At 31.9% G+C, this 21,521-nt stretch carries 17 protein-coding genes and 1 pseudogene; 13 read left to right on the forward strand and 5 right to left on the reverse strand.

Going from position 1 to position 21,521, the window contains the following annotated elements:
* Position 1 precedes the first annotated feature (1 nt).
* Genes C3E90_RS12840 through C3E90_RS12865 form a run of 6 tightly spaced genes read left to right on the forward strand, consistent with a single transcriptional unit; the run spans position 2 to position 9,224 of the window.
* Positions 2-1,465: a PglZ domain-containing protein gene (locus C3E90_RS12840; RefSeq protein ID WP_236916071.1), complete on the forward strand. Its 1,464-nt coding sequence runs from the start codon at positions 2-4 to the stop codon at positions 1,463-1,465.
* Positions 1,458-2,177 (forward strand): hypothetical protein, encoded by a 720-nt coding sequence (locus C3E90_RS12845; protein ID WP_236916072.1) that lies wholly within the window; start codon positions 1,458-1,460, stop codon positions 2,175-2,177. Before C3E90_RS12840 ends, C3E90_RS12845 begins: the two co-directional genes overlap by 8 nt.
* A 12-nt stretch (positions 2,178-2,189) precedes the next feature.
* Entirely contained in the window at positions 2,190-5,450 is a 3,261-nt protein-coding gene (gene drmA / locus C3E90_RS12850) for a DISARM system helicase DrmA (protein WP_236916073.1), read from the forward strand.
* 1 nt (position 5,451) lies between these two features.
* Positions 5,452-7,248 (forward strand): DUF1998 domain-containing protein, encoded by a 1,797-nt coding sequence (gene drmB / locus C3E90_RS12855; RefSeq protein ID WP_236916074.1) that lies wholly within the window; start codon positions 5,452-5,454, stop codon positions 7,246-7,248.
* Complete coding sequence (locus C3E90_RS12860) at positions 7,230-7,946, forward strand: phospholipase D-like domain-containing protein (RefSeq protein WP_236916075.1); 717 nt, start codon at positions 7,230-7,232, stop codon at positions 7,944-7,946. Before drmB ends, C3E90_RS12860 begins: the two co-directional genes overlap by 19 nt.
* A gap of 12 nt (positions 7,947-7,958) precedes the next feature.
* On the forward strand, positions 7,959-9,224 hold the full coding sequence (locus C3E90_RS12865; protein WP_236916076.1) for a DNA cytosine methyltransferase: 1,266 nt from the start codon (positions 7,959-7,961) through the stop codon (positions 9,222-9,224).
* A gap of 46 nt (positions 9,225-9,270) precedes the next feature.
* Here the strand turns inward: C3E90_RS12865 and C3E90_RS12870 are convergent, their stop codons facing one another.
* Together C3E90_RS12870 and C3E90_RS12875 are read right to left on the reverse strand one after the other, a co-directional pair.
* On the reverse strand, positions 9,271-10,614 hold the full coding sequence (locus tag C3E90_RS12870; protein ID WP_018579543.1) for a relaxase/mobilization nuclease domain-containing protein: 1,344 nt from the start codon (positions 10,612-10,614) through the stop codon (positions 9,271-9,273).
* Between the two features lies 1 nt (position 10,615).
* Positions 10,616-10,969, reverse strand: a complete 354-nt coding sequence (locus tag C3E90_RS12875; RefSeq protein ID WP_018579542.1) for a plasmid mobilization protein — start codon at positions 10,967-10,969, stop codon at positions 10,616-10,618.
* Positions 10,970-11,354: 385 nt separating this feature from the next.
* On the opposite strand from C3E90_RS12875, the gene C3E90_RS12880 reads away from it, so the two are divergent.
* From C3E90_RS12880 to C3E90_RS12910, 7 genes are all read left to right on the forward strand, one after another.
* Positions 11,355-11,603 (forward strand): single-stranded DNA-binding protein, encoded by a 249-nt coding sequence (locus C3E90_RS12880; protein WP_026254112.1) that lies wholly within the window; start codon positions 11,355-11,357, stop codon positions 11,601-11,603.
* A gap of 5 nt (positions 11,604-11,608) precedes the next feature.
* A complete protein-coding gene (locus C3E90_RS12885) occupies positions 11,609-15,232 on the forward strand; it encodes a YobI family P-loop NTPase (RefSeq protein WP_018579540.1) in 3,624 nt (1,207 codons plus the stop codon).
* Positions 15,233-15,776: 544 nt separating this feature from the next.
* Positions 15,777-16,481: a lantibiotic protection ABC transporter ATP-binding protein gene (locus tag C3E90_RS12890; RefSeq protein ID WP_018579539.1), complete on the forward strand. Its 705-nt coding sequence runs from the start codon at positions 15,777-15,779 to the stop codon at positions 16,479-16,481.
* A complete protein-coding gene (locus C3E90_RS12895; protein ID WP_018579538.1) occupies positions 16,481-17,206 on the forward strand; it encodes a lantibiotic immunity ABC transporter MutE/EpiE family permease subunit in 726 nt (241 codons plus the stop codon). The genes C3E90_RS12890 and C3E90_RS12895 overlap by 1 nt, the downstream gene beginning before the upstream one ends.
* Entirely contained in the window at positions 17,207-17,962 is a 756-nt protein-coding gene (locus C3E90_RS12900; RefSeq protein ID WP_018579537.1) for a lantibiotic immunity ABC transporter MutG family permease subunit, read from the forward strand. It begins immediately after the preceding gene.
* A gap of 10 nt (positions 17,963-17,972) precedes the next feature.
* On the forward strand, positions 17,973-18,632 hold the full coding sequence (locus tag C3E90_RS12905; protein ID WP_018579536.1) for a response regulator transcription factor: 660 nt from the start codon (positions 17,973-17,975) through the stop codon (positions 18,630-18,632).
* A complete protein-coding gene (locus tag C3E90_RS12910) occupies positions 18,623-19,651 on the forward strand; it encodes a histidine kinase dimerization/phospho-acceptor domain-containing protein (protein ID WP_236916077.1) in 1,029 nt (342 codons plus the stop codon). Before C3E90_RS12905 ends, C3E90_RS12910 begins: the two co-directional genes overlap by 10 nt.
* A gap of 421 nt (positions 19,652-20,072) precedes the next feature.
* Here C3E90_RS12910 and C3E90_RS12915 read toward each other — a convergent pair whose 3' ends face one another.
* The 3 genes and pseudogenes from C3E90_RS12915 to C3E90_RS12920 all read right to left on the reverse strand — a co-directional run.
* Positions 20,073-20,939, reverse strand: coding sequence for an aminoglycoside 6-adenylyltransferase AadE (locus tag C3E90_RS12915; RefSeq protein WP_001255868.1), 867 nt, complete (start codon positions 20,937-20,939; stop codon positions 20,073-20,075).
* A 156-nt stretch (positions 20,940-21,095) separates the two neighbouring features.
* Positions 21,096-21,335: an aspartate/glutamate racemase family protein gene (locus C3E90_RS13545; protein WP_071585656.1), complete on the reverse strand. Its 240-nt coding sequence runs from the start codon at positions 21,333-21,335 to the stop codon at positions 21,096-21,098.
* A pseudogene (locus C3E90_RS12920) lies at positions 21,332-21,521 on the reverse strand (SAM-dependent methyltransferase); the annotation flags it as partial. The pseudogene C3E90_RS12920 and the gene C3E90_RS13545, both read right to left, overlap by 4 nt.

Consider the following 21,521-nt stretch of genomic DNA (forward strand, 5'->3'; position numbering starts at 1 on the left):
TATGCTAGTAGAAAAAATAAAAAGCATCCTAGGCTTGACCTATAAAGATTATATTTTAGTTAAAGATCCTGATAAGATACTTGGGGAAGAAAGGATAATAGATGCCATAGAGGCAGAGGGTTATAGTATAATTTTTTACAAGGATGTAGAAGAATTCAGATATGTTTTTGAAAGTCAAATAAAGGCAGGAGATTTAAAAAGAGTTCTTTTGGTTCTTAATGAGGATACTTATGTAGCTTATGATATTATAAAGTGGTTTTCAATCTGTAATTTGAATTATGGAGAAATCTTTCCTAGATTAAATAGGTTAATTTTAAACCAAACAAGAGCTTTAGACTGGGATTATATTTCTATTGTTTATGAAAATACTTATGAAGATTATAGTTCTGAAGAAATGACTCATAAGTTTCTAGAGGAAGTTATTTATGAAAAACAACACTTGGTGGCCTATTTAAAAAAGTTAGAAAAAGACTTAAATAAGCTACTTAAAGAAGCTGATGATTATAGAAAATGGTTTCAAATAGCATATATAAATGCAAAAAGGAATTTAATTATAGGGAAACTTGATTTAGATAAAAAAGATTTTGTTGATTTTTCAAAAGAGTTTCAAGCTTATATTTTCAAAGATTTTGGAAGTCTAAGTGGGAAATCTACATATAAGGGCCCAATACTTGTTTCTAAGGCCATGGATTTTCTCTTAAGAAGAAAAAAGAAAACTGCTTTTATAGTTTTAGATGGTATGTCCATTAGCGACTGGATGGTTTTAGAAAGATATTTGGATTATAAGGCTAAGACAAATTTTGTTTTTGCCATGATACCAACAGTAACTTCCATATCAAGGCAAAGCTTATTGGCAGGGCTTCTACCTCAAGAACTTGAAAAGCCCTTTAGCTTAGTAAACGAAAAGAAGCAATATTATAGCAAAGCGGAAGAATATATGGAGGAATCCCTTATTAATTATTACAGGGGATATGACCTAGATCCTTCCTTTAAAGATTTCTTCATAACCACGGTTATTAATGAGATTGACGACATGGTACATAGACAAATGTATGGTATGGAGGGGCATATTTCAGATATTACAAGAATGGCTCAAACAGGGAAGTTGAATAAATTGATAGGAAAATTATTAGAATCTGGTTTTGAAGTTTATATTGGCTCTGACCATGGTAATAAAGAGTCTTTTGGGATTGGTAGGCCAAGAGGTATGGGCATTGAAGTAGAAACAAAATCCCAGAAAATGATGATTATTAAAGATTATGCTGAAACTAAGGAACTAATTGAGGACTATAATCTCCTTGAATATCCCGGCTACTATCTACCCAAAGACTATTCTTACTTATTATCTAGAGATGATGAAGCTTTGACACTTGAAAATGCAAGAATAATGTCTCATGGTGGGATATCAATAGAGGAAGTTATTGTACCTTTTATAAAGATAGAGGGAGAAGATAACTATGAGTAAACAAGTTGGAATGTCACGAAATATATCATTAGGTTATTTGAATAAAACAATAGAATTTATGGAAAATGAAGATGACTTTGAAAAGGTGAGGGAAAATTTAAGAGAGTATATTGGACTTTATATAGATGACAATACTAATATTAGAAAAACCGCAAATATTTTATCTAATATTTGGCTTGAGGATGATAAAGAAAATAGAAAAATTAAAGATTATGCTAGAGAAGTAGCTAAATCCAGCAACAGCAACTTAAGACTTGTTGCTCATTGGTGTATGATACTCATAACCTACAAGGTCTTTGAAGATATTGTATCTGTTATTGGCAAATTAGAATATATGCAAATAGAAATAACTAGTAAAGTTATAAGAGAAAAAATGGCGGATATGTGGGGTGAAAGACCAACCTTAATCCATGCTATACCTAAAAACATTAGGACTATGAGAGATACTAATGTTCTTGAGACAGTTAAGCAAGGAGTTTATAAGGTGAAGAAGCATAGGATTGATGATGAAAGAGCAATAATATTGATTGTAGCTACTTTAATCCATCTAAAAGATAAGCTTTATTTATCCTTTGATGAGTTGATTGATGATAGTTTAATGTTCCCTTTTGATTATAGTATTGATGTAGGAGTTTTGGAGGAAAGTAATATGTTTTCTTTTGATAGGTTTGGAGGGGAATTAGCTATAAGTTTAAAAGAAAATTTTAAATAGGGAGGGATACTAGTGAGGCTTGTATATAAAGATCTTAGGCAAAAATTTATAGATAGTTTGAGAACTGACCTTATAGGACCTTATGAGGAAAATGAAGAGCTTAGGGAAAGTCCTACATCTAGCTATATTATGGGACGTTTATCTCCAGAAGGAGAAGATTATTCATTTGTTCTAGATAAGGATGGATTTTCTGAAAATGATTCCGAAGATGATTTAATTGAGGATTTAGAAATTGATGATAGTCTTTATATAAGTAAAAATAAGCAAGGTTCTTTAGGTCTAAAATTTTTTCTTTTCAAAGGAAATAATGAAGTGATTGTAAATATGAAATGGGCAGATTATTTAGGACGTGAAGAGGAAGGCAAATATTCTTTTTTAAGATTTCCAAAGACTTTTCAAGAAAAAATAAATGTGGAGTCAAGCAATATTTCAGGCATACATATTGAAAAGGATATATATTTGTCTTGGATTGTTCATAGATTAGACACAGGCTATAGGATGGTCTCTATCTACCTTGAAAATAAGAGACATAAAATAAAGGACTATGTAGCAAAAAATATTTTTCAAGTAGAACTTGAGGTGATGAATAACAAGTTAGGCTTTGTATCAGAAAATTTAGCTTATGGGATGAAAGAGGAAGAAGATTACTTTTTTAATAGGAAACCAATTTTTGCAAGGGGCTATGGTTGTGCTGCTACATGGACTAATATAGATGGTAATACTGCTAGAATAATTAAAAGTGATTTTATACCAGAAAAAGAGATAAATGGCGTAGATTTAAATTTAGATAAGTATAAAGGCTATTTCTCCATGTTAGATTTTTCTAAGTCAGAAAAAAGAGAAAGTACTTTCCAAGAATTAGAGGAAATTTTAGGGGATTATGCTTTATGGATAAGTCGATTAGAATCTCACGAGTATATGAAGGATGAAGAGTACCTATCTATTGGGAAAGATAAGATAAAAATATGCAATGAGAATTTAGATAGGATGATAAATGGATTAAATATTATTAGGGGAAATGACAAAGCCTATCAAGCCTTTACCTTTATGAATGAAGCTATGCATCTATCTAGAGGGATGAATTTATTTTCTAAAAGAGAGAATGCCGAAGATAATTTAGAAAACTATTTGAATAATCATTCATACTGGCGACCTTTTCAAATTGCCTTTATTTTATTGAACATAAAAAGCATTGTAGAGCCAGAATCAGATGAAAGGAATTTGTTAGATCTTTTATTTTTCCCGACAGGCGGGGGTAAGACAGAGGCTTATCTTGGTATTATAGCTTTTTTAATGGCTTATAGAAGGTTAACAGCTGATGAATGTCAGGATTATGATAAAGATGGTGGAGTAACAGTAATCATCCGTTATACCTTAAGGCTTTTAACCACACAGCAAAGGGACAGAATCCTAAAACTTGTATCTGCTTGTGAAATGATTAGGATAAGGGAAGATGGCCTATATGGAGAAAAGGAATTTTCAATTGGATTCTGGGTTGGTAGTGGGGTTACTGTGAATAAATTTAAAGATTTAGAAGTAGGTCAGTATAATACAGCGGGTCAAGCAAAATATAAGGAGAGAAATCTTAGATCTCAAATACTAAAGTGTCCTTGCTGCGGTGAAATTTTAGATGAAAAAAAATCTTATGAACTAGATACTGTAAATAAAAGCTTCACTATCAAGTGCTCTAGAGAGGAATGTTTTTTTAATAAAAGGCCTATACCTGTATATTTAGTAGATGAAGAAATATATAGCAAAACCCCGACGATTATAATTGGTACAGTGGACAAGTTTGCAAGGATAACTTTTGAAGAAAGAGTACATTTATTGTTTGGGAAAAGGGATATTGAATGTCTAGATTGTGGGAGTTTTTTATCCACTGATGAAGAAGAGGTGACTAATTGTGTCCATAAGGGACATCTATTTGAACAAAAGCAAAAACCTTGTAGGAACTTTTATCCAGCTGAATTAATATTACAGGATGAATTACATCTGATAACAGGGCCTTTAGGAACTATATATGGAAATTATGAGATGGCAATAGATGAGCTTTGTACTGTCTATACTGGTGAAGAAAAAATTAGTCCAAAATATATAGCTTCTACAGCAACAATAAAAAATGCAGAGGATCAAGTGAGAGCTTTATATGGTAGAAAGCATAATCAATTTCCACCAAGTGGACATGAATCAGATGACTCCTTTTTTTCAAAGGAGATATCCTTAGATAAGGATCCATTCAGGCTATATTTGGGGATAAGTTCACCTTTTGCATCTATGAAAACAACGATCTTGAGAGTTTATGCAGTATTGTTACAAACCGCTTTTAGATATAAAGATGACCCACTGTATAAGGATTATATTGATGCCTACTGGACCCTAATTGGATATTATAATAGTAAAAGAGAATTAGGTGGAGCGGTTAGACTTATACAAGACGATATACCAGATAGAACTCTTATTTTAAAAGAAAAAAATAACGATCATTTAGCAAGACGTTTTCTAAGCTATGATGAGATAACATCACGAAAATCATCTTGGCAAATACCTCAAGTATTAGAAAGACTAGAGAAAGAACTTAACCAGGGAAACGATAAGGAAGTTCTAGATATAGCTGTTGCGACTAATATGATACAAGTAGGCATGGATGTAGATAGGCTTGGTCTAATGGTAGTGACTGGTCAACCTAAAACAAGTGCTGAATACATCCAAGCTACTTCTAGGGTGGGAAGGCAAAGTCCAGGTTTAGTAGTAACAATTTATAATCCCTACAGGGCAAGAGATTTATCCCATTATGAAAATTTTACGGCCTACCATTCACACCTTTATAGGTATGTGGAAGGAACATCAGCTACTCCCTTCTCTGCGAGAGCAAGAGAAAGAACCTTACATGCTGCTTTCATAGCAATTTTAAGAAGTGAATATGAAGAATTGAGAACAACAAAAATGGGGGCAAGAAATATTGAGAACATAGACCAGGTAGAGATCGATAATGTTATAAATAAAATTCTAGATAGGGTAAAAATTGTAGCTCCAAATAACCTAGAAAAAGTAAAAGAAGATCTAATATATTTCTTAGATGAGTGGAAAAAACTTTCTAGAAGTGAGAAAAACCTATATTACTATAGCTATCATCATGTTGGATATATGACAGGGAGAGTTCAGAGACTACTAAAGACTTACGGGTCATTTGGTAAATATTATTATGAGAAAGAAACACTAAATAGCATGAGGAATGTTCAAAAAGAATCTGGTTTGTACCTTTGGAGGGATTAGCATGGAGATAGGTAATTTAAGTCAAAATCAAATTATAACAACTTTTGGGCCTGGTTCTATTATAGATGCCAAGGAAGACTCTGTTATGGGTTTAGATATTAACTACTGGAATAATGACGGGGAAGAATATAGAAGGATTTATTTTAATAAATTAGCTTCTTATTTAGGAGTTAGATATTTCTTAGAGCCGAAGCAAGGGAAAAACTCTTTTCCTGTTATTATATTTCCTGACTGGCACGTTTGCTCTAATATTAAATGTAATTTAGTTTTTCAACTATCAGAGTCAGTAACTGGAAACCCTGAAATCTATGATAGTAAGGGGCCTAGATGTCCTGATTGTGATTTTAGAGCCTACCCTTCTAGATTTATTATGTTTTGCGAAAATGGGCATATTGATGAGTTTCCTTATAGAGAATATTTGCATGGAGGGAAGACTCAATGTGAAGGAAAGATAAGGTTAAGGTCAGCAAGTTATACATCATCATTAAGCTCCTTGATTTTATCTTGTGATAATGAAAGTTGTAAAGCTAGAAAAACAATGGGGGATGCCTTATTAAAGGCAACATTTTCAGATTACTCTTGTAAGGGTAGGCATGCACATAGGCCTTCTAATCCAAATGACAAATGTTCAGCTGACCTCATACCTAGCTTAAGAGGTGCCACAAATGTATATTTTTCAATCGTAAGATCTGCCTTAGAAATACCGCCTTGGTCTGATAAATTATTTCAAATAGTTGAAAAGATGAAGGTAGAAATTGATAATTATATTGAAGATAAAAAAATTGAGGCTGAGTTAGATGATGAAGTTTTTGATTATGAAAAAGCTCAAATGCGAGGCTTAAAAGTTGCCTATAGAAAGTTAGAAGAAAATCTTATGACCTTTGAGAAATTTATTGAGATATACAAAAAAATTGCTGAGGGTGCTTCTGAATATAGTGAAATAAAAGAATCTGAATATAATTCTATTCTTAACCATAAAGCAGTATCAAAAAATTATTCAAGTTTTCTAGCTAGTGAAGAAGACCTTCCTGATTATCTAAAAATATATTTTACAAGATTAATTAGAATTGAAAAGGTCAGAGAAATTATGGCTTTAAAAGGCTTTACTAGAGCTAGTTTCCCAGACCCAGATAATGATAACTTTGCAAGTGTTGTCAATCTAGCGGGTAAAGATACGGGTTGGCTACCAGCAGTTAGGACTAGTGGCGAGGGTATATTTCTAGAATTAAATAGAGAAGAAATTGAAAATTGGTTATCAAATTTTGATTCCAAAGCTATATCAGAAATTTATGATAATGAATATAGGAAACATGTGGAAAGCAAGGGATGGGAGTATAGGCAAAATCGTGACTTGGTATATGTATTACTCCATAGTTTATCACATGCCTTAATAAGAGAGTTATCTTTAAGAAGTGGGTATTCTACAACAGAATTACAGGAAAGAATATACTATAGTGAAAACATGTGTGGGCTATTGATCTACACAGCAAGTGGTGATTCAGAAGGAACCTTAGGTGGCTTAGAAGAAATGGGGAAAATTAATAATTTTCAAGATGTTTTGATCAATGCACTTAAAAATGCCTTGATATGTTCAGCAGATCCTGGATGTTTGAAAACCTACCCAGGTAATGAAAATTTAAATGGTGCAGGTTGTCATGCATGTTTAATGATTCCTGAAACAGCTTGTGAAAATGGAAATAGGCTTTTGGATAGGCGGACAATAGTACCTACTCAGGAAAAAAACTTCAAGGGTTATTTTGAAAAGTTGGTGAGGGAAGTATGTGGGATAAGTCTTTAAGATTAGATGTTTTCGAAGGGCTTCTTTTTAACCATAGATATTTTATCGAGGGCCTTTTATTTAAAGGAGAAGTTTCAACTAATATTCTTGATTCTAGAAGTACAATTTTTCAAGAACTAAATAAGCTATTTCCTAACTCATCCTCAGAAGAAAAGTTGAATTTTTTATACTTAATGGCTAAGGCTTATAGTCGTTCAAATTCGGAAAAGATGCAATTAATATGGTCGGGACCAAGTATATCTGGGTTACCAGGTAGGGATACCGAAATTGTTTTTGAAGAGTATATTTCAAGTGCCCAAGAGAGTATTATTCTTTCTATCTATTCTTTAAGTGAGTATGCCAGTAGTTTAATTAATTTATTGAAGAAAAAAATCAAACAAGGAATCTATGTAGAAATGTATGTAAATGATTATGCTAGCAAAAGTGATTTATTGGACAAGATTATTAAATTAGATAATAGTAGGGCTTTCGTCTATGAATATATTGGGGCAGAAAATCATACTCAATCTCTACATGCAAAAGTATTAACTATAGACAATGAGAAGTCAATAATTACTTCATCTAACTTATCTTACAATGGTATGGAGGGAAATTTAGAATTGGGTGTAATCTTGAATTCTAAGGAAAAGGCAAAAGAAATAAGATTAATATTTAATACTTTAATAGAGAAACATTATTTTAGACGAATTAAAAGATAGAGGAGGTGAACAATGAATTATTTAGATTTATTTGCAGGGGCGGGAGGCTTATCAGAAGGTTTTGCAAGACTGGGATATAAAGGTATAGCTCATATTGAGTCTAATAAATCAGCCGCAGAAACGCTCGAAACTAGGATGGTATATTATTATTTGAAGGAAGAGAACAAATTAGATATTTATAGAGAATATCAGAAAACTTATTTCTTATCTGTAAAAGAAAGAAGAGAACAAAGAGAAAAGTTTTTAGAAAAAATTCCTAGTTATATTAAAAATTCAGTTATAAATTGTGAAATTTCTTATGAAAACTTACCGTTTTTATTTGAGAAAATTGATAAACAACTTGAAATTAATAGGGGAAAAAACCTGGATGTAATTATAGGCGGACCACCTTGTCAGGCTTATTCAGTAATAGGTAGATCTAGAACAGGGTCAAATAATAATAATGATAAACGGCATTATTTATACAAATTATATGTTGAATTTTTAAAAAAATATAAGCCAAAAGTGTTTGTGTTTGAGAATGTTCCAGGTATTTATACTGCCAAAAATGGAAAAATATTTGAGGATATTCAAGAAAAATTTGATGAAGCAGGATATAATATACAATCTTTTGATTTTAATTCCTTTGATTTTGGGGTTCCTCAAAATAGAAAAAGAGTAATAATCATGGGTTTTAAAAAAGGTTTGAATGTAGATGATTTTAAATATCCTGAAAACAAAGGGAATATCTACATGGTGGAAGATTTTTTAAATGATTTACCATCAATTAAATCAGGTGAGGTGTATAAAGACTTTAAATATAGAAATAAGGCAACAGAGGCACTGTTATATACAAAAATAAGAGATAAAGAGGATTTATTGACCCACCATATTTCAAGGCCTAATAATGATAGAGATCTGAATATTTATAGAATCGCAGTAGAGTTATGGAATAAAAAAGATGAAAGATTAAAATATTCAGATTTACCAGATGAACTTATTACTCATAAAAATACTAAATCTTTTTTAGATAGATTTAAAGTAGTTGCAGGGGATTTGAATTATTCACAGACCATAGTTGCCCACATAGCAAAGGATGGACACTATTATATACATCCTAATATGGAAGAAAACAGATCTCTTTCGATAAGAGAAGCGGCTAGACTTCAATCCTTTCCTGATAATTATTTTTTTGAAGGATCGAGAACATCTAATTTCACACAGATTGGAAATGCTGTTCCTCCTTTAATGGCTGAATATATTGCTGAATGGGTTAAAGAAAATGTATTAATAATTTAGGAAATTATATATAATTATTTTAATTTAGTTAAAAGAGGTAGAACTATTAACGCTCGACCCCTTTCCCCAAATAATTATCATAGTTTTTCTTATACTTATATAGCCTATCCTGCTCCTGGCGAGATTGACTGAGTTTCTCAATGAGAGACTCTTTTTTTGTATGAAGTTTTTCAAGGTCTTCATAAATTTGCTTGGTAGTGGGTAGAATATTAGAGTCTTGGAAACTTTCAGCAACTGCCTTTTTATAAAGCATAAGTTGAGGGTTATATTCATTAATGAAAGCTTTATCTTCAGGGTGTGCCTTAGCATATTTATGGATTTCTTTATATTGTTCTATAGTATAGCGGTTCTCCATAATCTTCTTTTTTACTTCTATAAGTTTTTCTATTTCTTTATTTTCTGTAAGAAGATTTTGAACTTCAGTAGCTTTTTCATGGATAGCTTTTTCTAGCTGTTCTCGTGTTTTAAAACCTTCATTTCTAACCTGGTTTATAGTATCTGCCATGGTAGACAGATTGTGCTTTGTTGCCCAATATTTATATCCAGGAGAGCTTTTAGCTTTATCATTGGCACTTATATCAATGACATTATCTAAAGGCTTAAAAGGAGCTTTAGGACGCTTGTTCTTCATATCAACTTCTTCTAGGATACGTTTTTTTAATCTTTTCTCAGTATAATCTTCCCCTATCCTCATTGCCCTTGTAAAACGCTGTTGCCCATCTATTTTTTTGAAAGCAATATGTTTTCCATGTTTAATTTCATAGCCATATTGCTCCATAAGATGGAGAAAGTCCTCCCAATCCTTAGCTTTTTTAATAGCTCTGTCTATATCGAATTGGAGTTTGCTTTTCCATGAAGCTCCCTTTTTATCTTCTTGATATTCCCTATAGGATTTACCCCTGGTCTTATATTTCTTCTTATATTTTTCGTAATATTCATCTATAACAATTAGGTTGTTTTCCTTGCATAACTTGTCGCTTTGGTATCTTATTTTATGGTAACTTCGCTTGTTAGATTGATAGCATTTTCCTGTCTTCCAATTAACATTATTAAAAATAATATGGTTGTGAATGTGGTTACGATCTACATGGGTGGCTAGTACATATTCATATTCACCATTTAAAACTTCTTTGGCTAAGGCAATCCCTATCTCATGTGCTTTATCAGGACTTACTTCTCCAGGAACAAAACTTTGTATTAAATGCCGAGCTAAAACTGTCCCTCTAGTATCATTGGTTTCCCTAGTATTCATGAACTGTAAATGGGCAGTTGCAGGAGAGCAACCATCTGAACTTATTAATATTTGTTTATCAGTTTTATCATCACTTGTAATATAATCAATAGCAAGATTAAGGGTGGATTTGATAGGGTGGATCTTTGTAATAGCCATATCAATCAGACCTATTCATATATTTCCTTGTTAGGATATTTTGAATTTTTATTATTTCTCTTGATATATCATCATTTTCTTTTTTTAGATCCTCAATATCTTCTCTATAGATTATTCCTGTACTATTTACCCTCTTTGCAATTTGATTAAGATTATTAGAGTTTTTTCCTATAAGAGTTTGTAGCCTTCTAAAAACATTCATATCAATTACAAATATAGGGGCTTCAAGAACACTTTTCCTTATAAAATGTCCCATAGATTTTGACTTGCTCATCTCAAGTTTCTTGTTAAAAAGGTCTTTCTCCTCATCAGTAACCATTACATGAATATCATTTTTTCTAAGTCTATTTGCCATACGAATTCTCCTTTTCTTTTTCATTTACAACAGGGTATTAGGGGTGACCCCTAAATCATTCCGATAGGAACAAGTAGAAAATTGGATAAAAAAGAAGCGAGCCTAGAGGGGTCCGCTTCATCAATTTTCTCGTAAGTGTGTCTACACTTACTGTGCTTGCTATTAAAGTTTTTTAAAAGCAGGCATTAAGCCAAGTATTTGATTTATATATCTATATTACCGCACTATGTGGCTAATGTCAGCGTAAAATATAAAATTATATATAAGATTCCTTAATATATACTTCTAGTTGCTACTACTTAATTACATTGTAAAAGGGAAAAAGAAAATGTATAATGATATTAACAATGTTGTCGGCAAGGTTATTATAAGAGGGGTGAGCAATATGAATGATGTTAATGAATTATTAAATGAAGCTATTAAGGAAACGGCAAATTTAAAAGAAGAAGAAATATTTTTAGTAAAAGAGTTGTTTAAAGGCTATGAGTGGAACAGAATACCACGAAGTGAAAGAATATTACTTGGAACATTATTTCTACACCATATTAATAAGGGAACTACAAGCATTAAGGCTATTCAAAAAACAACTTCTGGACAACAAAAATATCAGATAACAAAATCAAAAGGGGTTTAAATCCTATGGATAAATATAATTTTCAAAAACTTACTCCAATAAATGATGTAGAATTAAATATTTATGATCATGCCTTAGACTTTATTTTTAAAAATGATGATGTTAAAAACATTGCTATTTCGGGTGCATATAGTGCTGGAAAGAGTAGTGTTCTTGAAACATATAAAAAGAAACATAGTAATATTAAGTTTTTACATATTTCCCTTGCACATTTTAAGTCACCAATGGAAAAAGAAGATGAAGAAGCAGAAATAAAAGAATCTGTTTTAGAGGGTAAGATCCTTAATCAACTGATTCATCAAATTAATTCTGATAAAATTCCTCAAACGAATTTTAAGATTAAAAGACAACTCGACAATAAAAAAATTATTCAAAATGTAGTTCTAATAATGATTACTATTGTTATGATATTGCATCTGACAATGTTTAATTCTTGGCAAGCTTTTGTAAATAGCATTTCTATTAATTGGTTTATCTGGCTTAAAAATATACTGTTACTAACAGCCTATAGTGAAACACGAATTTTTAGCGGAACTATCCTTTTTATACTGTTTGGTGTTATTTGGGGTAAAATTATAAAAATCCAAAAAAATAAAAATATCTTAAAGAAAATCAGTCTACAAGGTAACGAAATAGAAATTTTTGAAGAAAATGAGGACTCCTATTTTGATAAATATTTAAATGAAGTCTTATATCTTTTTGAAAATTCGGATGCAGATGTCATAGTTTTTGAAGATATGGATAGATATAATGTAAACCAAATATTTCAAAGGTTGAGGGAGGTCAATACTCTTGTAAATAATCAATTAAAAAAGGAAAATAAAAATCCTCTAAGATTTTTTTATCTTTTGCGTGATGATATATTCATTTCTAAGGATAGAACGAAATTTTTTGATTATATAATGCCAGTTGTCCCTGTTATTGATAGTTCTAACTCATACGATCAGTTCATTGCACATTTTAAGGCAGGGGGGATTTTTGAATTATTTAAACAGAATTTTTTGCAAGATGTTTCTTTGTATGTTGATGATATGCGTATACTCAAAAATATTTATAACGAGTTTGTGGTCTATAATAACAGAATCAATACTACGGAACAAGATTATAATAAACTTCTGGCTCTCATAATTTATAAAAATATCTTCCCAAGAGATTTTAGTGACTTGCAATTAAATAAAGGATTTATATATACCCTTTTCGCAAAAAAAGAAGGGTTTATTAGCGATGAAAAAAATAATATAAATAAAAAGATAGATACCTTAAATGAAAAAATTGATAAAGCTCAAAAAGAAATTTTGTGTTCTGATGAAGAGCTTTCTATGGTATACAGTAAAAAGATTGAAGAACTTGGATATTATCGGCATAAAGAAAAAGAAATATTAAACGAGGAATGGGATGAACGTAAGGAAGCTGTTAAAAATAAGGAAGTAGAAAATATCGAAAGAATCAAGCAGGATATTTTTAATCTTCAGGAAGAGCTAGAGATGCTTAAAAATAAAAAGTTATGCAATATTATCTCACGAAACAACATTGATAATATTTTTAAAACTACATATATAAATGAAATAGGGGTGGAAAGAGATTTTAATGAGATAAAGGAAACCCCTTATTTTGATTTAATTAAATATCTTATCCGCAACGGTTATATTGATGAGAGTTATGCAGATTACATGACCTATTTCTATGAAAATAGCTTAAGTCGTATTGATAAAACATTTTTAAGAAGTGTTAGCGATAAAAAGGCGAAAGAATATACATATGAACTAAAAAGTCCTCGAATGGTAATTGATAGATTGAGTGATGTGAGTTTTGATGAGGAAGAAATTCTTAATTTTGATTTATTTTGTTTTCTGCTGACAACTCCTGAATATGATATGCAACTTCATAGGTTTTTGCTGCAGTTAAAGAATACGAAGAATTTCAAATTTATTCAAGGCTTTTTTATTTCCGAAAGAGAAATCCAGCAATTAGTATTTAAACTCAATAATCAATGGCAAAATTTCTTTTCTGAAATTTTAAGCAATGGTGTTTTTACTGAATCTCAAGTTAAGTTATATTCCATATATACACTTTATTACTCTCAAGATATTATAAATATGGTAAACAATGAAAAATCCCTAACCGACTATATCTCTGATAATTCTAATTACTTGGATATTGAAAATCCTAATATTGATAAACTTATAAAAGGATTTAAGCTAATTAATATATGTTTCAAATCAATTAATTATGACATAGCAAATAAAGACTTATTTATAGCAGTTTATGAAAACAGATTATACCAAATCACTTTCGGGCATATTACTTTGATGCTCAAAACCTTCTATGGTATAGAAGAAAGTGAAGATTTCAATCATAAAAACTATACATTGATTTTATCATTGCCAGAATCGCCATTGGCACAATATATTAATGGAAATATTAATTACTATATAGAAATAATAATTAATCATTGTGAAGGAAGTATTGTAGACGATGAATCGGTTGTGTTATCTATGTTAAATAATGATGAGATTACTCTTGAAAATAAACTTGAATATATTAAAGTTCTAAAAACACCAATAACTTTACTCGAAAAAGTTTCAGATAAGGATACTTGGTCATTATTACTTCAAAATAACCTAGTCGTATATTCGGAGAATAATATTCTCGAATATTTCTTTAATAGTGAAAAAAACTTAGACGACATTTTAGTTGAATTTGTAAATAGCCAAGATAATCATTTGGATTTTTCTGATTCAATCAATGATTTTGGTAAAGATGCTTCATCTAGTTTTTTCAAGGTTGCAATTGTATGTAACGATTTAAACAATGAAAAATATAGAGAAATAATGAGGTCGCTTAGGCGATATTATGATTCATTCAAAACCGAGGGGATTTCAAATGAGAAAATAGATATTCTAATTGATTTAGAAACCATAAGAATGTCACAAGACTCTTTGTTATTTATTAGGGATGAATATCCAACCAATACACTTCACTTTATAAAAAAGAATATTGATTCATATGTGAATGATGTTATCTCTGGGGAGACCTTTGATTTTAATGAAATGGTAGATGTGCTTTCTTTAGATACTAGCGATGAAAATAAAATTAATCTTCTTAAATTTACAGATGAAGCTATATCAATTATAGATACTGATTACTCTAATACGGTAAAGATTTATATACTTAACAATAATTTGGAAGAAAATGATATACCTAAACTGCTTACTGCGTATTTACATGAGAATAGTCCTATGAAAATAGAAATTGAAAATCTAACAGTTCGACAAAAACAAGTGATTTTCTCTGAATCATATCCATTTTCTATGCAGTTATTTGAAAAACTACTCGCAGATACAAGGCTTACTTATGAAGATAAAGTGGAATTTTTCATTATTATTCTTCCGACTTTTGACAAAAGACAAGCAATCATTTATCTAGATAAATTGAATTTGAAGGATTATGTAAGATTGTTTGATTTGGGTCGACCCAAATTTGTAGTTAACAATGTCAATGAACGGATATTAGAAATTTTCAAGGATAAAAATTGGATAACGAAATACGAAGTTGATAAAGATGACTCAGGGTATTATCGTGCTTTTGGTAGAAGGTTACAAGATGAACTTCCTAATGAACTTCTATAACATATATTGATTAGGTTAGAACCACATATCTACTTTAACTGCGTCCCTATTGGGACGCAGTTTTTTGATTGTATGCCCAGTATGGGCAACAACTTGGTTGTGAAAGTCCACTACGGGCTTGGTAGTAGGAACCGTTAGCTAAGAGCAAGGGTGTCCACGGCGACGTGGAATCTGAAGGAAACTGGAAGCAAAATCCCGAACCGACGAACAGAAATCACATCAGGCTGATTTAGAGTGGACGAGTTTACGATACAAAACAAAGTCCAATACTACCCGAACTATACACAGTAAATGTGACGGTTACATGGGATGAAGGTTGTTGTTCTTACCTGGGGTGTGGGAGGTCGGTAAATAAATTAATTATTTATCTCTTACCCGATTACCTAGACTTAGATCCATAAGGCTATTTATCCATCGGATTAGGATTTCCATAGCCAGACAAACTTCTAAAAAACTATTTTTATAAATCCTTATAAATTCCTTATAATTACCTTGTATACTTTAATTATAGATTAAATATAAGATTAATTTAGGAGGTAAGGGAATGTCAGATTATATTTTAGAAGTAAAGGGATTAACTAAAAAATTTAGGAGTCAAGTAGCTGTTAATAATGTTTCTATATCAATTAGGAAGAATTCTGTATATGGACTACTTGGACCAAATGGTGCTGGAAAGTCAACCATATTAAAAATGATTACAGGGATAATGAAACCATCCTCTGGAGAAATATTATTTGAAGACCATCTGTGGACAAGAAAGGACTTAAAAGATATAGGAGCATTAATTGAAGAACCAGCAATTTATCCAAATTTAACTGCAAGAGAAAACTTGAAGGCTGCCTCTACTCTTTATGGACTGCCAAAGGAGAGAGTAGAAGAAGTACTTGACATTATAGGTCTTAGGCAGGCTGAAAAAAAGAAAGTAAGGAATTTTTCCATGGGGATGAAACAAAGATTAGGACTTGGAATGGCTATTATAAATAATCCCAAACTGCTTATTCTGGATGAGCCTACTAATGGACTTGATCCAATAGGAATAGAAGAATTAAGGGAATTAATTCGTTCATTTCCTGCCATGGGAATTACAGTGATTTTATCTAGCCATATTTTATCAGAAGTAGCACAAGTGGCTGATAAGGTGGGAATCATATCCAATGGTATTATTGGCTATGACGGAGAGTTAAGCAAGGAAGATGATCTTGAATATTTGTTTAAAGAAATTATAAAAAGAAACAGGGGTGAAAATTAATGATTGATATAGTAAAATCAGAATTCTTAAAAAACAAAAGAACATCAACAAATAAATTTATCCTAATAACACCATTTTTTTCTCTTATATTATCTGCCTTATGGGGAGGAGGTCAAAATGGTGCATATAACTGGTGGTATGCTATGTTCCTTCCAGGAATGTTAGCTCTTATATCTGCCCAAACAATTACAAAGGAGAAAAACCTTTCCTATAAGGGGATGCTTTTGTATCCTCAAAGTAAAGAGAGGATATGGATAGGAAAGATACTATACATTAGTATTTTGTTAGTATTTACCAACTTGATATTTATGTTAGGAGCAGAGGTATTTGCTTTAATATGTGGCTCTACTATTCCTTTAAGAGCAAATATATTAGGAACTATTGTATTAATTTTTACATTTTTATTTAATATTCCTATCATTATGTTTTTAACTGCTAAGTTCAACATTTTCCTTGCTGTTATTTTTAATCTAGGAATGACAATTTTCGGAATTATAAGCTATGGATCTGGAATAAATTTAATTTTAAAGATCTTACCTTATGGGACATCATCCGCTCTAATGGTTCCAATTTTAGGTATTCTACCAAATGGCCTTCCAGCTCCAGAAATCAACTCAATGCCAAATAGAACTGGGGTATTAGGCAGTACTTTAATCAGTATTATTATCTTTCTGATATTGGCTATTCTTACTACAATATGGTTCGGAAAAAAAGAGGTGAATTAAATGATAGAATTTAAAAAGCTTATAAAAGCTGATATAATAAAATTTAAATCTACCCAAATTCCATGGATGCACCTGTATATCCCTATATTAGGGTTAATCATATTTTTAAGCTATTATTCTTATACACCTTGGACTAGTTTTAGCAAGATATCAGCTTATTTACAAGTTTTAAGCATAACATTTCCAATGTTAATAGGAATAATCACTTCAATAGTAGCAGAGCAAGAATATATAGCAGGGGGCTTTAAAAATATTTTAATTGCTTCAGAGACAAAGAATTTAAGTATAATGAGTAAATTTACCTTATGTTTATTATTTGGAAGTTTAAGTACTATATTGGCAGTTGTTGGTTTTTATATAGGTTATTCTTTTATAGATAGTAATATCTATCCTATTTATATAAACCTGGCTATTGTGGCAATTCTAATAGGGTCCAATATATTCTTATATATACTACATTTATTTTTAAGTTTTAGATTTTCTAAGGCAGTTTCTATTGGAGTGGGTATTGCTGAATCTCTTGTAGCAGCCTTATTTTTAACAGGAATGGGGGATGGCAGATGGCCTTTTCTTCCAAGTTCATGGAGTATTAGGTTTACTTCATCATTGCTTATGAAGTATCAAAGTGCTGAAGACATATTGCTAGACCAAGATTTAAAACTAGGAATTATTATATCTATAGTTTTAACTTTTATATCATTTGTAATTATGTTAGTATGGTTTAAAAACTGGGAAGGAAATAGAACCGAAGAGTAGGGGGTATTAAATGGCCAATATTTTAGTAGTGGATGATGATAAAGCTATTCTAGATTTGATTGAAAACATATTAAGTAAAAGCAATCATTTTATTAAAAAAATAGATAAACCCGAAAAGGTTCTTTCTGAAGATTTAAGTTTCTATCATTTAATAATTCTAGATGTAATGATGCCTGAAATTGATGGATTTAGCTTATGTTCTAAGATAAGGATACAGGTAGATTCACCTATTTTATTTCTTACAGCAAAATCAGACGAAGCAGATATAATTAGGGGGCTAGGATTAGGTGCAGATGATTACTTAACTAAACCCTTTGGAGTTCAGGAACTTCGTGCAAGGGTAGATGCCCATATTAGAAGAGAAGAAAGGGAAAAGATAAACTATATAAATATAGGTGATGTTAAATTCTTGCTATCAAGTAAAGAATGTTTCGTATTAGATAATAGGGTATCTCTAACTAAAAGTGAATATGAAATAAGTGAGTATTTAGCCCTTAATAGAGGTCAAGTTTTTTCAAGGGAACAAATTTTTGAATCCGTTTTTGGCTTTGAAAAGGAAAGCAATTTAAATGTAATAGCTGAGCATATAAAAAACATTAGAGCCAAGTTTATACAATTTAGCATAGAACCAATCAAGACAGTTTGGGGAGTAGGTTACAAATGGGATTAAGAAGAAGTAAAAGCAAAAGTCTTCGTACAATATTTATAAAATATATTTTATATCTTGGAGTATTTATTACAACCCTAATGTTAGTGAATTATTTAGTATTTGGGATAGCTTCAATTGGAGTATACCCAGCAAATTATTCTGAAAGAATAATTCAAAAAAACTATGATGAACTAAAAAATTCACCTAAGGTAAATATGGATTTATTGACACCAATGTGTAATTTTGGGGTCTATTCAGAAGCAGGAGATTTTTTATATGGTAATTTTTCTGTTAAATATATAGATGATAGTTGGGATAACTATAGGAAGGGGAAAAATACAATTGGACTATCAGACTATATTATTAGTATTGAGAGGGAAGAAGAAGTATTGATTATTAGCTATCCTTTAAGTATGCAGTTTACAAATGATGGATTGAGAAAAACTTTGCCTAATGCAGAATTAACAATTATATTTTCATTTTTGTTTCAATTATTTATATTGATTATTCTATGGTCGAATAGATTAGCTAAAAGGATAAATAGCGAGTTAAGAAATCTCTTGAATACTGTAGAGAAAATAGAAGAACATAATTTAGACTTTGATGTAGGTGTAAGTAATATAGGGGAGATAAATCTGGTTCTTCAAGGTATTGATATGATGAAGAATTCTTTAAAGACTGCTTTAGAAGAACAGTGGAATTTTGAACAGAAAAAGAAAGAACAAATATCTGCTCTCGCCCATGATGTAAGGGCGCCCCTTACTATAGTAAAGGGAAATGTAGGTTTACTAAAGGAAACTGATGTCACAGATGAACAGAAAAATTACTGTAACTATATTGAAAAAAGCAGTAATCAGATGGAAGAATATTTACAAAGATTATTAGGTCAGTTTACAAGGAACTACACGCAGACCGTGAAACGGGCTGCTGACAACAAACGGCGGTATGCTCCCGGAGAGGGCAGCATACCGCCTGTTTTGTTGTCTAGGGTTTCCAAAGGGGTGCCCCCTTTGGCACACGACTTTGCTTGCAAAGTGTAGTGTGTTATACCTGCTGGCGTGGCTGACAGAGGAAACGGGGTGCGGTGCTTCTTGCACCCCGTTTGCTCCGGCAGGAAAACAGGCTGAATTTTTGCGAATGGGAATGAGCAAAAAATCGGCCTGTTTTCAGAGAACGGCGGCAGGTATATGAAAGCCCCCGTCCCTCGTCCTTCGCTCCGACTTGTGGACAAAGTGTCCCGAAGTGTGGCCACACTCCCGGAAAAGTAGCAGGACAGCAGGCAACCGTCAAGGCTGAAATGAACGGGTTTGCACCCGGCCTTGACCGCCGCCCGCCGCCCCGCTGGATGGGTGGACAAGGCGGCCAATCCCTCAAAGTGCTTGTCCGCGCTCTTTCTGATTTTGAGGTATTCAGTTTTTCAAAATTGAATAATCAAAATAAATTTTTTCGATTGAAAAAATTTTATTTGTTATCATCTTCAATGCCATATTTTTTCTTTTGCCGAATCACATAATTACTGATTTTTTCATCATATAGTGGATACTGGTAATCCAACTGGCATGCCACTTCTGACGAAACCTCCCGGAACAATGCCATACATTGTTCAAAGGATTCCCACATATGGGGATAGGAATCCATATTATAAGTGGACATAAGTCGTTCCCACAATTCCTCTGGGACATATTGCTTCATAAATTTATAGTTTTTTCCCAAACTGAAATGAAATCCCTGTTTGATACCAATCAGCCAGGAAATCATGCGAAGCAATTCTTTTCGTACTATATCATTCATATGGTCAATAGCAAAAAGAATTTCTTTGCGGCATAAGCCCTTTACTACATATGTTGTAGTATTCCAAAATTCATTACAGCAATCGTCAAACATTCTTTGAGTAGGCTTCTGCAAGTGGTAGTCTATATCCGTTGGTATTGGCGGCTTTACGATACGGTTGTCTTTATCCAACAGTAACTTTACCAGTTTATCCCATGTAAAATACTCGTCTATCAGTTCCAGCGGCAGCAAAGTTAAATCTATCTTAACATCATCAGTAAACAGCATTAAATATGAAAATCCCTTTTCTACAGCTGGAAATAATTCCATATCTTCCGGCTTTTGCAGAATCAACCTTTCACCAAATATATCTAGCCATTTATCATCACTTGTGAAGCTGTCCATATCCGTAACAAAAAAAGTAATATCAAAATCCTGAAAATCATCAGGCGGAATATTTGTATTTGTTCTAGATCCTTCCAAAGTAACCATGCGAATGCGTTTGTCTGTTTTTGCAAAATTCAAAACAATATCATAAACTTCCTTTTCTGATCTCATTTTTATCTCCTCCAATTATTGAAATAGGTGTGAAGCCATTTTAGGGCTTTCCCGCCTTGATTACCCTTTAGCAAAGACGGGCGGGGCTGTCAACGGCGGCGCATGAAATGCGCCGTTCATCTTGACCGTTGACTGGCTCGGCTGGCTTTGCTATTTTTATCGAATTGCATATTGGTAAATTGCATTGATATGTACTTGGGTTGTATTCACGATTGGCACATTAACATCTTCGGGCTTTATGGCAAGTGGCAGCTCCGTACAGGCGAGAATGAGTGCATCTACATTTTCTTTTTCAATGTATTTATTTGCCAGTGCAATCATTTTCTCTTTATCACTAGGAATTACTATGCCATTCTCTAAATTGGGGTATATCAGTTTTCCTAATAGAGATATTATTTTTTCGCTATCGCCTTTACAAGTAACATCATCGGGCGGCGAAGTTCATCTTCCATACCCGGAATATCCATCATCTCTTTAGGCGGTTCTGCTTCCTCTACAACTTTAAGCTCAAACCCATTGTTCAGCAATCCCATTATAATCTGTGTAAGTGTGTGATGTTGTTTTACTACATCACATCCTAAA

It is taken from the genome of Clostridium sp. Cult2, from assembly GCF_021655075.1.
Classification (GTDB): Bacteria; Bacillota; Clostridia; order Tissierellales; family Tepidimicrobiaceae; genus Schnuerera.